Origin of the sequence: Cycloclasticus sp. (assembly GCF_019090545.1) — a bacterium.
GTDB classification, from domain to species: domain Bacteria; phylum Pseudomonadota; class Gammaproteobacteria; order Methylococcales; family Cycloclasticaceae; genus Cycloclasticus; species Cycloclasticus pugetii.
This window is the reverse complement of sequence record NZ_JAHRVT010000056.1, coordinates 1-14,264: the sequence shown is the minus strand read 5'-3', so window position 1 is coordinate 14,264 and position 14,264 is coordinate 1. Positions and strand designations below refer to the sequence as shown.

11 protein-coding genes and 1 pseudogene are annotated in these 14,264 nt (G+C 42.7%); 3 read left to right on the top strand and 9 right to left on the bottom strand.

The features are described from left to right. Positions 1-158: 158 nt before the first annotated feature. The 3 genes from KUG63_RS11745 to KUG63_RS11735 are packed head-to-tail and all read left to right on the top strand — an operon-like array spanning position 159 to position 3,406. Entirely contained in the window at positions 159-1,301 is a 1,143-nt protein-coding gene (locus KUG63_RS11745) for an acyl-CoA dehydrogenase family protein (protein ID WP_287555437.1), read from the top strand. Between the two features lie 57 nt (positions 1,302-1,358). Then, positions 1,359-2,216, top strand: coding sequence for an AAA family ATPase (locus tag KUG63_RS11740; RefSeq protein ID WP_015006048.1), 858 nt, complete (start codon positions 1,359-1,361; stop codon positions 2,214-2,216). Between the two features lie 8 nt (positions 2,217-2,224). Beyond that, positions 2,225-3,406, top strand: coding sequence for a vWA domain-containing protein (locus tag KUG63_RS11735; protein WP_015006049.1), 1,182 nt, complete (start codon positions 2,225-2,227; stop codon positions 3,404-3,406). A 9-nt stretch (positions 3,407-3,415) separates the two neighbouring features. Here the strand turns inward: KUG63_RS11735 and KUG63_RS11730 are convergent, their stop codons facing one another. The 9 genes and pseudogenes from KUG63_RS11730 to KUG63_RS11905 form a co-directional block, all read right to left on the bottom strand. After that, on the bottom strand, positions 3,416-4,033 hold the full coding sequence (locus KUG63_RS11730; protein WP_015006050.1) for a flavin reductase family protein: 618 nt from the start codon (positions 4,031-4,033) through the stop codon (positions 3,416-3,418). A 280-nt stretch (positions 4,034-4,313) separates the two neighbouring features. Then, a complete protein-coding gene (locus tag KUG63_RS11725; RefSeq protein ID WP_015006051.1) occupies positions 4,314-5,222 on the bottom strand; it encodes an SDR family NAD(P)-dependent oxidoreductase in 909 nt (302 codons plus the stop codon). A 36-nt stretch (positions 5,223-5,258) separates the two neighbouring features. Then, entirely contained in the window at positions 5,259-6,059 is an 801-nt protein-coding gene (locus KUG63_RS11720; RefSeq protein WP_015006052.1) for a crotonase/enoyl-CoA hydratase family protein, read from the bottom strand. A 17-nt stretch (positions 6,060-6,076) separates the two neighbouring features. Next, on the bottom strand, positions 6,077-7,111 hold the full coding sequence (locus KUG63_RS11715; protein WP_015006053.1) for an acyl-CoA dehydrogenase family protein: 1,035 nt from the start codon (positions 7,109-7,111) through the stop codon (positions 6,077-6,079). Continuing rightward, entirely contained in the window at positions 7,108-8,256 is a 1,149-nt protein-coding gene (locus KUG63_RS11710) for an acyl-CoA dehydrogenase family protein (protein WP_020162235.1), read from the bottom strand. Before KUG63_RS11710 ends, KUG63_RS11715 begins: the two co-directional genes overlap by 4 nt. Positions 8,257-8,331: 75 nt before the next feature. Next, a complete protein-coding gene (locus KUG63_RS11705) occupies positions 8,332-9,504 on the bottom strand; it encodes an acyl-CoA dehydrogenase family protein (RefSeq protein WP_016390170.1) in 1,173 nt (390 codons plus the stop codon). 13 nt (positions 9,505-9,517) lie between these two features. Then, entirely contained in the window at positions 9,518-10,663 is a 1,146-nt protein-coding gene (locus tag KUG63_RS11700; RefSeq protein WP_287555433.1) for a CaiB/BaiF CoA transferase family protein, read from the bottom strand. 249 nt (positions 10,664-10,912) lie between these two features. After that, complete coding sequence (locus KUG63_RS11910; RefSeq protein WP_413464124.1) at positions 10,913-12,745, bottom strand: putative bifunctional diguanylate cyclase/phosphodiesterase; 1,833 nt, start codon at positions 12,743-12,745, stop codon at positions 10,913-10,915. Positions 12,746-12,790: 45 nt separating this feature from the next. Further along, positions 12,791-13,951, bottom strand: a pseudogene (locus KUG63_RS11905) (ammonium transporter); the annotation flags it as partial. Positions 13,952-14,264: the final 313 nt, after the last annotated feature.

Sequence of the window (14,264 nt, the reverse complement as noted above, 5' to 3'; positions counted from 1 at the left end):
TATTATGAAACCATCATGCCGTTAATCGCGGCATGATTAACTGGGAAAATAACTCCTAAGCAGGTTGTCCTAATTAGTGGAACCACTTCTAATTATTCGCTTTATAACGCCATAAAGACCATACTATAACAAGTGTTAGATAGATCACAGGATTGAGTATGAACAATGAAAATGAACAGTTAATCTTAGATGCAGTTGATAAGTTTTTAATAAAAATAAAACCATCTGTACGTTCATTAGAAGCAAGCGATGAATACCCCGATGATATTGTAGAAGGAATGAAAGAAATGGGCTTATTTGGTGCTGTTATTGACCCACAGTACGGTGGTCTTGGCCTCCCCGTCTCGACTTATGCAAAAATTGTAGAACGCGTTGCCTGCGTATGGATGTCTTTAACGGGTGTGTTTAATTCCCATCTGATTATGGCCATGTCTGTACAACGGTTTGGAACTGAAGAGCAAAAAAACAAATGGTTACCGTTATTTGCCTCGGGTGAGATACGCGGCGCATTAGCACTCACCGAGCCGAACTGCGGAACCGACCTTCAAGCCATTAATACTGTGGCAAAACGTGAAGGTGATAACTACATTATTAATGGCTCTAAGGCATGGATTACCAACAGCGTGCATGGTAGTTGTTTTGCTCTGTTGGTAAAAACCAATGTCGCATCCAAGCCTGCACATAAAGGTATGAGTCTTTTTATCGCCCCCAAAGGTGAAGGTTTTGTAATGGGTAGCCAACATAAAAAACTCGGTTATAAAGGCATAGATACTGCTGAGTTTTTCTTAGATAACTACCAACTGCCAAAAGAAAACCTAATTGGTATACAGGAAGGGCAAGGCCTACAGCATGCCTTAGGTGCGTTAGCCTTAGGTAGAATCAACGTCGCATCACGAGGTATTGGTGTCGCCTCTGCCGCGCTAAAAGACTCTATTGAATATTCACAACAACGTAAAACCTTTGGTAAACCGATTTGCCAACACCAATCCATTCAAATCTATTTAGCTGATATGGCCACACGGGTCGAAGCGGCTCGTTTGCTCGTACAATCTGCCGCAACCGCATTTGACCGAGGTGAGCGCTGCGATATGGAAGCTGGCATGGCTAAGTTATTTGCCACAGAAGCGGCGATGGAGAACTCTGCCGAAGCATTACGCATACATGGTGCGTATGGCTACTCAACCGAATTTAATGTAGAACGATATTATCAAGATGCCCCACTACTCGCCATTGGTGAAGGGACCAATGAGCTTCAGCGCATTATTATTGCAAAACAACTCATTCAACAAAACCCACTTTAAATTCATCTATATAGCTTTACAATAACCTTTTCTTCGCCACATTAAGCAGCTAATTTTATGAGCAATAATCATTTTGAAAGTACCAACAATTACATCGCCACTGAAGAACTCAGTATGGCTGTTAACGCCGCTATAACGCTTGAACGTCCTCTATTAATAAAAGGCGAGCCGGGTACCGGTAAAACGCAACTTGCCCTTGAAGTAGCTAAATCCTTAGACGCACCGTTAATTGAATGGCATATAAAATCCAGCACCAAGGCGCACCAAGGCTTGTATGAATACGATGCGGTCTCGCGTCTTCGCGATTCTCAATTAGGTGATGATCGTGTGCACGATATTAGCAATTACATTGTGAAAGGTAAGGTCTGGGAAGCGTTTGCCTCAGATAAGCGTGCGGTATTATTGATTGATGAAATTGATAAAGCGGATATTGAATTCCCAAATGATCTTTTGCAAGAACTCGATCGTATGGAATTCTTCGTGTACGAAACGCAAGAGCTTGTTAAGGCAAAAAATAGGCCTCTCATCATTATCACCAGCAATAATGAAAAAGAACTACCTGATGCCTTCCTAAGGCGTTGCTTCTTCCATTACATTCGTTTCCCCGAGCTAGAAACAATGCAACAAATTGTTAATGTTCACTTCCCTAATCTGAAAAAAGATCTACTGGCTGAAGCACTCGGTATATTTTTCGATGTACGAGAGATTGCTGGCTTAAAAAAGAAACCGTCTACCTCTGAGTTGCTCGACTGGATAAAACTACTGTTATCTGAAGAGCTAACCGCTGATACATTACGCGAGGCGAATACTAATAATATTCTGCCAAAGCTACACGGGGCACTATTAAAAAACGAGCAGGATGTCCACTTATTCGAACGCATCGCGTTTATTAACAGGCGTAAACAAGAGCAGTAATAGCTTATATGTTTATTTCTTTCTTTTTCAGCCTGCGTAAGGCCGGTTTACCGGTCAGCATTACAGAACTGCTTAGTTTACTGAGCGCCCTTGATAAGCGGCTTGCCAGTTTTAACATTCAAGCTTTTTATTATTTATCGCGCACTGCTTTAGTAAAAGACGAGCGTTATTACGACCGATTTGACCAGGTATTTGCCGAGACATTTAATGGGCTTGAGTACGACCACGCATTAGAAGATGTCTTTAATCAAATTCCTGAAGAGTGGCTTCGCAAACAAGCCGAAAAACTACTCAGCGAAGAAGAGAAACAAAAAATCCAATCGCTGGGAGGTTGGGAAGAATTAATGAAAACGCTTAAAAAGCGTTTAGAAGAACAAAAAGAAGAGCACCATGGTGGCAATAAATGGATTGGAACTGGTGGTACATCGCCTTTTGGTGCTTATGGTTATAACCCTGAAGGTGTACGTATAGGGCAAGATGAGTCTCGCCATCGTCGAGCTACCAAAGTATGGGATAAACGAGAATTTAAAAATTTAGACGACAGTGTTGAACTAAACACTCGAAACTTAAAAGTAGCCTTACGAAAACTTAGAAAATTTGCCCGCCAAGGATCTGCTGAAGAGTTGGATCTAGACGACACCATTCGTTCTACTGCATCCAATGCCGGTTATTTAGACATTAAAATGGTGCCTGAACGCCACAACGCCATTAAAGTATTATTGCTATTAGATATTGGCGGCTCAATGGATGACCATATTCGTATTTGCGAAGAGCTTTTTTCTGCCAGCAAAGCTGAATTCAAGCATTTAGAGTATTATTATTTCCATAATTTCACCTATGAATACCTTTGGAAAGATAATACACGCCGATTTGATGAGGCCACCCCTACCGCTGAGGTGATTAACCGCTACCCCAGTGACTACAAGCTTATTTTTGTTGGCGATGCCAGTATGAGTCCGTATGAAATTACCTACCCTGGCGGCAGTGTAGAACATTGGAACGAAGAAGCGGGCGCCGTTTGGTTCCAGCGACTGTTAGCCGCATTCCCTAGCAATGCTTGGCTTAACCCAGATGCCGAACAAAACTGGGATAGACGTCAATCTAACCGCCTCGTTCGACAGCTAAACGCCGAGAAGATGTTCCCCTTAACGATTGGCGGCCTAGATAGCGCGATCAAGTCGTTGCTTTAATAATAAAGCCTATTTATCCGCCTTATAAACCGGTTGCTTCATCTCAAAAAGATTATCAACATGGCAGTAACTATGCCCACCTAAACGCCCCACCACATCAAGCCCTTTCATATCAACGTAACGACCATCATAGAGCTCATCGTTAATATGGCAATAAACCACCTCTGCGATCACTAATCCACACTCTCGCCGGGTTCCTTCGTTAATCGGCACCACTTGCTTTAAACGGCATTCAAGGCTAACCGGAGACTCAGCAACACACGGTGGCGTTATCAACTCAGAAGGCATTGTGTTTAGACCGGCCAGTTCAAATTCATTCACTTCTGTTGGGTATTCAGCGGCTGTTTTATTCATCGCTTCGGCAATATCGCTATTAACAAGGTTTACAACAAACTCACCCGTTTCTTCAATATTCACCAAGCTATCTTTTGACTTTGCGCCGGCAAAACGTGCAATCGATACGCTAATAGTCGGCGGCACATAACAAACACCATTAAAAAATGAAAAGGGTGCCAAGTTTAAAATACCCTCTTTAGATTGTGATGATATAAAGGCAATTGGCCTAGGGGCCACCACTGCTTTTAAAATATTGAAAAATTTATCATGCGTCTTTGGGTCAATTTTCATCTTAAATCCTTCGTTTAACTTTTCATCTTAATAATTCTAGCATCAACTAATTTGCCAATCTGCTGAATAACTTGTCAGCTGCAATACTGTTAATCACTGAAAGATTGCACCCTGTTCAATCTTTTCAGTATTAATACAGCCTTTGCTTAAATTTCCAAGTAATTCTAGTTATGGCTTTAAATCCCCCCATTAAAAAACGCTTGTATAAGCAAATAGTTAGCATAAGCGTTTTGATTAATGGGGTTGCTGTCAGTTCATTAACGTCAAAGCCGTGTTTTCTTTATACCGGATCCCAAGAAAACACATCAGGCGAACGCTCTAGAGGGTAGAAACTACTTTTCAATGCAGGAATTGCATGCTCTGAAATGGTTTGTGGCGTCCAACCTTCTGATCGATGAGTAGAGCGTAATGGTCTGGACTGTCCCATCAAGAAAACTTCATTATTACGCACCGCAAAAATCTGCCCAGACACTTCACTGGCCTCATCACTGGCTAAGTAAACAGCCATTGGAGCCACCTTATCGGGTGTCATTTCTTTTAATTTATCAACTCGGGCTTGTTGTTCTGGTGTATCAACAGGGATCGCTCCAATCATTCGGCTCCAAGCAAAGGGGGAAATACAATTAGAACGCACGTTATAACGCTGCATGTCTAATGCAATACTTTTAGATAACGCAGCAATACCAGCTTTTGCGGCAGAATAATTTGCTTGACCAAAATTACCGATTAAACCGGATGTTGATGTCATAAATACAAAACTACCGCTTTCCTGTTGTTTGAAATGTTTCGCAGCAAAATGAGCCGTATTAAAACTACCATTCAAATGAACATTAATCACCGCGTTCCATTCTTCAGGTGACATTTTATGAAAAATTCTATCGCGCAAGATACCGGCATTATTAACAACGGTGTCAATCCGACCAAAGTTATCGATAGCCGCTTGGATCATAGCCTCTGCACCATCAAGCTCTGCAACATTATCACCATTAATTACCGCCTCACCACCCGCAGCACGGATAGTTGAAACGACTTCCTCTGCTGGGCTTTCGCCAGTTTCTTCTCCACCAACGCCGGCACCTAAGTCATTAACAACCACTTTTGCGCCTTCTTGCGCCATCATTATCGCCATTGCTCGGCCAATACCTCGACCTGCTCCAGTAATTAGTACTACCTTATCTTTCATTATCATTTTATTGTCTCCAATTTTGTTGTTTTCTAACCTAGCTTATCGGCCTTTAAATTCACCCTGGCGTTTATCAAATATTGCATTCATTGCCTCTCGGTGGTCATCGGTACGATGCGATACCGCTTGCATAACAGCAGCCGTTTGTAAGTGCGTATCCAAATCGGTTTGTTGCCCCTCGCGTATTAACTGCTTGGTCATCCGAACCGAAACAGGTGGATTAACCGCAATTCGTTTCGCCAGCGCCATTGCTTCATCGATCAACTTATCATCTGCGACGACTTTTGAAACAAGTCCAAATTTCAACGCTTCTTGGGCATCAATCGGGTCACCTGTAAAAGCCATTTCAGAGGCTTTTGCCAAACCAACAGCTCGTGGTAATAACCACGAACCACCATCACCTGGAATAATGCCTAATTTAACAAAGCTTTCAGCAAACCGAGCACTTTCAGCAGCAATTCGCATATCGCACATACAGGTAAGGTCGCAACCCGCACCAATAGCTGGCCCATTAACCGCCGCTATAATAGGAACATCTAACGCTTGAAATGCACGTGGTATTCGCTGAATACCTTCGCGGTACCACGTGGCTAACTCGTGGGGCGTTTTATCTGATTCGGTCATTTCGGCACGAATCTTTTTAACATTACCACCTGATGAAAAGGCAGGCCCGTTACCCGTTAAAATGATCACCCTTATTTGGCTGTCTTTTTGTGCTTGTTCGGCCAATGATACTAAGTCATCAATCATTTTATTGTCTGTTATCGCATTACGTGTATCAACACGGTTCATACGCCAAACAGCAATGCCATCTGTTACTTCAGTTATTACTTCTGTTATCACTATTGTTTCCTTAATTGTTAACCTGTTTGCGTTGTTAACCAACTCCATAAACTATCAGTATCAAGCGCGAAGCACTGCTGACCTAATTTTGCAGACCAATAGGCCTCATTGCCATACTCATCACGCCAAGACCATAGTCGACGTGTACTCAGTTGTAATGGGTATTCTTGCGTAAATCCAATCGCGGCATGTACTGCATGAGAAGTTTTTGCTGCATAACCGGCGGCTTCTCCCGCCGTGATTTTTGCACAAGCAATCAACTCCCATTCTTGTTCTGTGTTTAAGTGATCTATAGCGGCATCAACAGCGCAAATAGCGGCACTGGTCATTTCAGCTAAAACGGCCATTTGTTGCTGAACTGCTTGAAATTTACCAATAGGCCGGCCAAATTGTGATCGCTCATTAGCAAAATCAACGGTCATTTCTAATACCCGTTGCAACGTACCTGTTATTTGGGCCGCGCGACAAAGTGCAAACCATGATTCAAGCTGTTTGAGACTCATCGCCTGTACATCGCTCGCATTATCCAGCAAGCTAGCTTTAAAGGTCACATCATCACGTGGCTCACCAGCCATATTCTGACCAGCATTAATCGTTATATCCTGAGCTTTAACAAGGCTCAACTGTGTTTTATTATTCTGAGTAAAAATAACCACTATCGATGCTGCATGACGCGCCCAAGGGATTCCATATAAATGGATATCAGGCTGCTCGTTGAACGGTGCATCAAGTATCACAGGGATAATCAATTCATCGCTAAATTCTGCGCCTGACTTAAGCGATAAATAAACGCCCATTAACGCTTCAGCAACCGGCAACGACACGTTGTAGTACCCAGCTAACCTCATTAATACACACCCAGCTTCAAGGCCAAGGCCCGCACCACCATCCTCTTCAGATAACAACGTTGTTAACCAACCATCTGCCAAGAAATCTGCCCAAAGTACTTCTGGAAACTGTCCTGTTTCCATTAACTCATGACCGTTAGTTGTTGAAAAGTCGTCAAAAAGACGGGTTGCTGACTCTTCAATTAATTGAGCAACTTCGTTCATCGTAACCCCAAACCTCTGGCAATAATGCCACGTAAAATTTCACGCGTACCACCACGTAATGAAAAAGATGGCGCTTTTAGTATTGATTCAGATAATAAGCGCGCAACGCCGCCGTTTGCAGTTGGGCGCGCTTCGGTTGCTAAAATCAATCGCATGGCTTCAGGAAGCTCTTGTTCGAACGAGGTCCCTAAATCTTTAACTACCGATGCTTCGTTAACCGGTAATTTGCCTTCTTGTAGTTGATTCGCGACCGATAAAGACATTTGGCGTAACACCATTAAGCGCGCTACAAATTGACCAATAACGGGTTCTGCTTGGTGCGTTAGATTCGCATCACGTAGTTCTTTAATCGCCGCTTCAAGTAGTTGATAACTGCTTAAAAAACGTTCTGGCCCGCTTCGCTCAAATGCTAGCTCGGCCACTACTTGACCCCATCCTTCGTTGACCTTACCTACCAGTCGATTATCTGGCACAAATACATCATCAAAGAAAATTTCATTAAAATGCGCCTCTCCGGCCAACGTAACAATGGGCCGAACCGTAATACCTTCATGCTTCAGGTCAACAATTAGTTGACTCATACCATGGTGGCGATCATCCGATACTGGCGCCGTTCTACATAACGTGATCATTTGGTGACAAACATGCGCCCAACTGGTCCAAATTTTGGAACCATTGATAAGCCAACCGCCCTCTACTTTCTGTGCACGAGTTTTAATCGACGCCAGATCCGAGCCGCTATTAGGCTCACTCATTCCAATGGCAAAAAAGCACTCCCCTTTTACAATTTTAGGCAAAAAGTGTTGTCGTTGCTCTTCGGTACCAAAACGCAATAAAAGTGGCCCGCTTTGACGATCTGCCACCCAATGGGCACCAACTGGTGCGCCCGCTGCGAGTAGTTCTTCAATAACTACATACCGCTCAAGATAACTGCGACCGCCACCACCGTATTCAGTGGGCCAGGTCATACCCAACCATCCTTTTGCAGCTAGGGCGCGACTAAGTTCGGGGTCACAAATAGACCATGAATCAATGATATTTGAAACATTAAAAGCACCATAGTTTTTTAAAAAAGAACGAACTTCATTCCTTAAAGCTGCTTCCTTTTCACCCGTTAAAAGGGGTTTAAAATTTAATTTTTTCATATGCTATAGACAGGGCTTAGGCTCTATAAATATTTTGGTTCAAAGGCTGAAACCCTATAGACTTGCTGTCTATTTTTAGTAAGATTTAGGCATGCCCAGTACATGTTGGCCAATGTAGCTTAAAATCATATTGGTTGAAATAGGTGCTATTAGATACAAACGCGCTTCACGCCACTTTCTTTCAATATCGTATTCTTTAGCAAAAGCAAAACCACCGTGAGTTTGCATACATGCCTCTCCGGCGTTCCAAGCAGCCTCAGCACATAGCATTTTTGCCATATTAGCCTCGGCTCCACAGGGTTCGCCCGCTTCAAACAGTGCTGCTGCTTTTCTTGCCATTAACTCAGCGGCCTCAATTTCAGCATAGGCTCTAGCTATGGGAAACTGAACACCTTGGTTTTTACCAATTGGCCCACCAAATATTTTGCGTTCGCTGGCATAGTTTTTGGCTCGTTCAATAAAAAATCGTGCATCACCTATACTTTCTCCGGCTATGATCACTCGCTCAGCATTCATACCACTCATGACATACCGAAAACCCTTACCTTCCTCACCAATCAGTGAATCAGCAGGAATTTCCATATTATCGAAAAAAACTTCCGTCGTATTATGGTTAATCATGGCGTCAATCGCACGAATTTCCATGCCATTACCAACAACATCACGCATATCGACTAAGAAAATAGACATCCCATCAGTAGGTTTTGACACCTCTTCTAAAGGCGTAGTTCTGGCGAGTAATAACATCAAATCTGATTGAAAGGCACGGCTAGTCCATACTTTTTGGCCATTAACGATATATTTATCGCCTTTCTTTACCGCTTTCGTTCTGAGTTTTGTCGTATCAGAGCCTGATGTAGGTTCTGTTACACCAAATGCTTGAAGTCTTAATTCACCTGTTGCAATTTTTGGTAAATACTTTTGCTTTTGTTCTTCGCTACCATGCCTTAAAACCGCGCCCATAATATACATTTGAGCATGACAAGCCGAGGCTGAGCCACCCGATGCATGAATCGTCTCCATAATGACAGCCGCTGCGCGCAATGGTAGCCCAACACCGCCGTATTCCTCAGGAATCAAAGCTGACAAAAAGCCCGATTCGGTCAAGGCATTAACAAATTCTTCAGGGTATGCACTGTCGGCATCTAGTTTTCGCCAATATTCGCCCGGAAAGTCAGCGCAAATCTTACTAACGGCATCACGAATATCAGCGTAGTCATTGCCTAGTGGAATGGAAATCTCTTTCATGTATCTTTCTCCGTTAATTTTTATAGGTGTCGTTATCAGCACCTAAGGCAGGCGCTTCATTTTGTAGCGGTGGCCGCTGGCCGTTAAACTTCATTGGCAGACCCACTAGCTTCATTGCATGTTCAACTGATTCTTGAACAATGCCTAATGATTGCGTTTGCGGGTCGTTTAATACCTCATCAACCAATTGAATTGGCGAATTAGGAATGCCTACATCATCTAATTTTTTCTGCCAATGAGAACGAGGTTCTTTTATTAAAATCTCTGTCATTCGACGATTCAATTCAACCTTATTCTCAAAGCGTTTAGGATTGGTTTCAAAATGCGCTTCATCCGCCCAAGCCGGGTTCCCCATAACACCTTTCAACAAATCAAATAATTTATTATTTGGCGCAGCTACCACAAGATAACCATCTGAACACTCATAGGCTTGATAAGGCGAAATACCTTGCACGCCAGAACCTTGCGGTGTTGGCAGGTTTCCTGTCGCGTGATACCCAGCCATGTGATAAGTCATCCAACTTAGTGCTGTTTCGTACAAAGCCGTATCAACGACACAACCTTCCCCCGTTTTTTGGCGGTTAAACAAGGCAGAAATAATAGCAATAGAACACCACATACCTGTTCCCATATCGATGGCTGACGTCCCTATTCGTACAGGGGGACGGCCTTCTTCACCATTTAAGCTCATTAAGCCGCTATATGCTTGCATTAATGGGTCGTAACCCGGTTTATCAGCCATTGGCCCAGTTTCACCAAATGCCCAAATATTACAATATACAAGCTTAGGGTTTTCCTTGCGCATTTCTTCAGCTCCAAGCCCAAGGCTAGTCACTTTACCCGGACGCATGTTTTGCAACACAACATCCGCCTTAGTGACTATTTCATTTCGAAGCCAAGCTTTATCTTCAGGGTCTTTCAAATCTACAGTGACTGATTTCTTATCCCTATTCAATGCTTGAAACATTGCAGAGGTACCATTCCAAAATGGAGGCCCCCAATGACGACAATCATCACCACGACCTTCTGGTTCAACTTTAATCACTTCTGCCCCTAAAGCGGCTAAAATCCATGTACCAAAGGGAGCGGCTACGCTAGTCCCAATTTCATATACGCGAACTCCACTTAATGGCAGTTCGATTTCTTGCTTATCCGACATTTTGTTCCTAGTGTGTATTGAAAAACCATAGTGTATGGTTGAAAAAAACGAGGCATAAAGCCTCGTTGGTAAATAGCACTGAACGCCATCTAACGCTTGTTATAATACAATAACTTTGTATATTATAAAAACAAATAATTGACTCAACATTAATGTCAAAACGTTAAGCCTCGACCTAAATGGTTAAACACCTATGTGACACTTCTTTGAAACAAAATATTTCGAGTCATTACTACTGTTAACCAGCCATTAAGGCCTTTTTAAAAGGACCTCAACATCACTAGCAGGAAGTGGCCTACTGTATAGGTAGCCCTGATAAATATCACAGCCTTGCTGTTGTATAAATTCTAACTGCTCTAGCGATTCAACACCTTCAGCCACTATTTTAAGCCCTAAACTTTTAGCAAGTGAAATAATCGCCATACAAATAGCGGCATCATCAGGGTTATAAGCGCACTCATTAATAAATGAACGGTCAATTTTCAATACATCAATTGGAAATTTCTTCAAATAACTTAACGATGAATACCCCGTACCAAAGTCATCCACAGATAATTTAATACCCAACTTTTTTAACTCGGTCATCGTTGCAATACTACTATCAGTATCGCCAGTTAAAGCATTTTCGGTTATCTCCACCTCTAATAGGCTTGGGTTAAGTTGATACTGATGCGCCAACGCTTTTATAAATAACGACAGTGACTCATCATGTAAATGAAAACCTGAAATATTGACAGCGACCGGCAATAACTCATAACCTGCCTTACGCCATTCAACTAACTGACGTGCAACTTCGGTTAGCACCCACTCACCAACATCAACAATCAAACCAGATGATTCAACAACCGGAATAAAATCTCCTGGGGGAATCAAGCCAAACTCTGGGTGCAACCAACGTAATAACACTTCAAAACCTACAACTTCGTTCGTTAAACACGATACTTTAGGTTGGTAATTTAATAGTAATTGATTTTGAGAAATAGCATCAGGAAGGTCAGCTTCAATTTGAATTCGTTTGCGTACAAACAGCCCCATTTCCTCGGTATAAAAACAAAAATTGTCCCTACCCAATTTTTTTGCCTGATACATGGCAACATCAGCGCACTGTAGTAAACGATCCGCTGATCGTTCACCATCAACCGAAAAAGCGACCCCAATGCTTGTTAACACATTTAGCGTATGCCCAGGCAGTTCAACCGTTTCACGCATTACATGAAGAATTTCTGTTGCTTTACTATTAATAGCTTCCTCATCCAAGGCACCACTTATCGCCACAACAAACTCATCGCCACCCCAACGACCCACCAAGTCATTACCACGTACTACTCCACTGAGTCTCTTACCCACCTCACAAAGCAATTGATCGCCTACCTTATGGCCAAAAACATCATTGACTTTTTTAAAGCGGTCTAAATCTAAAAACATTAACGCCACCACTCCAGCATGAGATTTATGGTAATTAATTCGTCTTTCAAGCTCACGAATAAAGGCGGCTCTATTATATAAACCAGTTAGCGAATCATTAAACGCTAAGGTTTCTAAACGTTTTTGTAACTTAGTTTGTTCGCTCAAATCGCGAATATGTAGCGTATACTCCAATGGTTCACTCGCTATGCTAACCGTTCGAGTCACTACTACTTCGGCAGGAAAAGACTCTCCGTCATAACGTTGTAATTCTGTCATATTCCTACGCTCCAGAACCCACCCACTGGTTAGCAAAAAGCCCTCGTCTAAACTCGCTGAATTTAACTCCTGAACCCGGTCTCTTGTAAACAGCTTAAAAAAGCTACGGTTAATAATCGCACCCGCTGTTTGACCAAAGCAACGCTCTGCCGCAGGATTAAAGCTTTGAATCCTGCCTTTCGAATCAATGCCAATAATGCAATCCATTGCTGCATCTAAAATAGCACCCTTTCTACGTTCACTTTGTTTAAATGCTAAGAAGGCCTCATCTCGCTGTTTAATTTCTTCGTTAACCTGGTCAATAACGTGATTATATTTTTCGGCTATTTGCCCCACCTCGGTATAGGGCTCAACGGCTACTTGAGTTGAAAAATCTGCTTTTTCCTGCTGTTTATGCATGGCGCTTAGCAAGTCAAAAACTTCGGTGCTTATATTATGTTCAGCAACATTTAGGCCTCTTAACTCATCTTGCTCACTGACTCTTAACGAGTAAACCTTGTTAACCAAACTAAATACTACATATGCAAGGCCAAAACTATAAAAACCAACACTGACGACCCCAATTAATTGGGTCCCTAATTGTTCCCACACTGAAAGATCATTTTGAAGTTTAGCCGGCAGCGCAAAAAAAGGTAACGCGATTGTTCCCCAAACCCCAGCAAATAAATGAACAGGCACTACGCCAATAGCATCATCGATTTTCTTATCGGCCAGGTACTTCTCACCAAAAAAAACAACTGAGCCGGCAACGGCGCCAATCATAACAGCCCCTCCTGTGCTCACAATATGACAACTGGCGGTAATAGACACTAAACCACCTAGAACACCATTAATTATTTGATCAACCTCAATATAATGTTCTGCACGAAGCTTTAACATCGTCGCAACCACCCCACCGGCCAAAGCAGCAAGGCATGTATTTAATAAAATAAGTGGAACTGAGTTATTCCAAGCTAATGTACTGCCGCCATTAAAACCAAACCAGCCCAGCCAAATTAATAAACAACCCAATATAGCTGTTGGGATACTACTACCTGGAATAGCGCTAACACTGCCGGTAAATCGCCCTATACGAGGCCCAATAACTAATACTGCCGCCAGTGCTACCCAACCACCCACAGAATGCACAACGGTTGAGCCCGCAAAATCAACGAAGCCAATTTTTTCAAGCCAGCCTATCGGCTCACCCGTAATGATTCCTGCCCAAGCCCAATGACCAACAAAAGGGTAAATAAACAGTGCTATTGTCACCGTTACTACCATATACCCCATAAAACTCATGCGCTCAGCGACGGCGCCAGAAACTAACGTCGCAGCCGTGCCACAAAACATCATTTGGAATAAGAATATTGCGATGAGTTTTGTATCTGCTGGTTCAGCGAATGCAAAATCAGACCATCAAAACAACCCCCACTGGCTACTTCCAAACATTAAACCGAATCCAAACAACCAGTACAGACTACTCGACACGATAAAGTCACTAATATTCTTGGCCGCAACATTAATGCTATTTTTACTTCTAACAAGTCCGCTTTCTAAACACAAGAAACCGGCTTGCATAACAAACACCAAAATGGTCGATACTATTACCCAGACAATATCCAAACTCTAAATCCCCTTTATGTTTACCTCTTGCGCGCGGCCAAAGGATGTTCGATTTAATAGTATCAGAACCTCTATGTGCTTTGTAGTCGGCCACAACGATGATCTTAGTTTTGTAGATAGGCTTTTTTAGTAGAAAAAAACAAACTGACTGTCCGTATTTCTAATGGTTTACTTTTTGTTAAGGCATAAAAAAAGCCCTACGTATCAGATACATAGGGCTTTTGAATGGCGGAGAGACAGGGATTCGAACCCTGGAAGGGTTTGACCCCTTGCCGGTTTTCAAGACCGGTGCATTCAACCGCTCTGCCATCTC

Bases quoted from the DNA above. Each gene is read 5' to 3' on its own strand.
- KUG63_RS11740 (WP_015006048.1), top strand. From the start codon at position 1,359: ATGAGCAATAATCATTTTGAAAGTACCAACAATTACATCGCCACTGAA.
- KUG63_RS11725 (WP_015006051.1), bottom strand. From the start codon at position 5,222: ATGATAATGAAAGATAAGGTAGTACTAATTACTGGAGCAGGTCGAGGT.
- KUG63_RS11735 (WP_015006049.1), top strand. From the start codon at position 2,225: ATGTTTATTTCTTTCTTTTTCAGCCTGCGTAAGGCCGGTTTACCGGTC.
- KUG63_RS11705 (WP_016390170.1), bottom strand. From the start codon at position 9,504: ATGAAAGAGATTTCCATTCCACTAGGCAATGACTACGCTGATATTCGT.
- KUG63_RS11715 (WP_015006053.1), bottom strand. From the start codon at position 7,111: ATGAACGAAGTTGCTCAATTAATTGAAGAGTCAGCAACCCGTCTTTTT.
- KUG63_RS11730 (WP_015006050.1), bottom strand. From the start codon at position 4,033: ATGAAAATTGACCCAAAGACGCATGATAAATTTTTCAATATTTTAAAA.
- KUG63_RS11710 (WP_020162235.1), bottom strand. From the start codon at position 8,256: ATGAAAAAATTAAATTTTAAACCCCTTTTAACGGGTGAAAAGGAAGCA.
- KUG63_RS11745 (WP_287555437.1), top strand. From the start codon at position 159: ATGAACAATGAAAATGAACAGTTAATCTTAGATGCAGTTGATAAGTTT.
- KUG63_RS11910 (WP_413464124.1), bottom strand. From the start codon at position 12,745: ATGCATAAACAGCAGGAAAAAGCAGATTTTTCAACTCAAGTAGCCGTT.
- KUG63_RS11700 (WP_287555433.1), bottom strand. From the start codon at position 10,663: ATGTCGGATAAGCAAGAAATCGAACTGCCATTAAGTGGAGTTCGCGTA.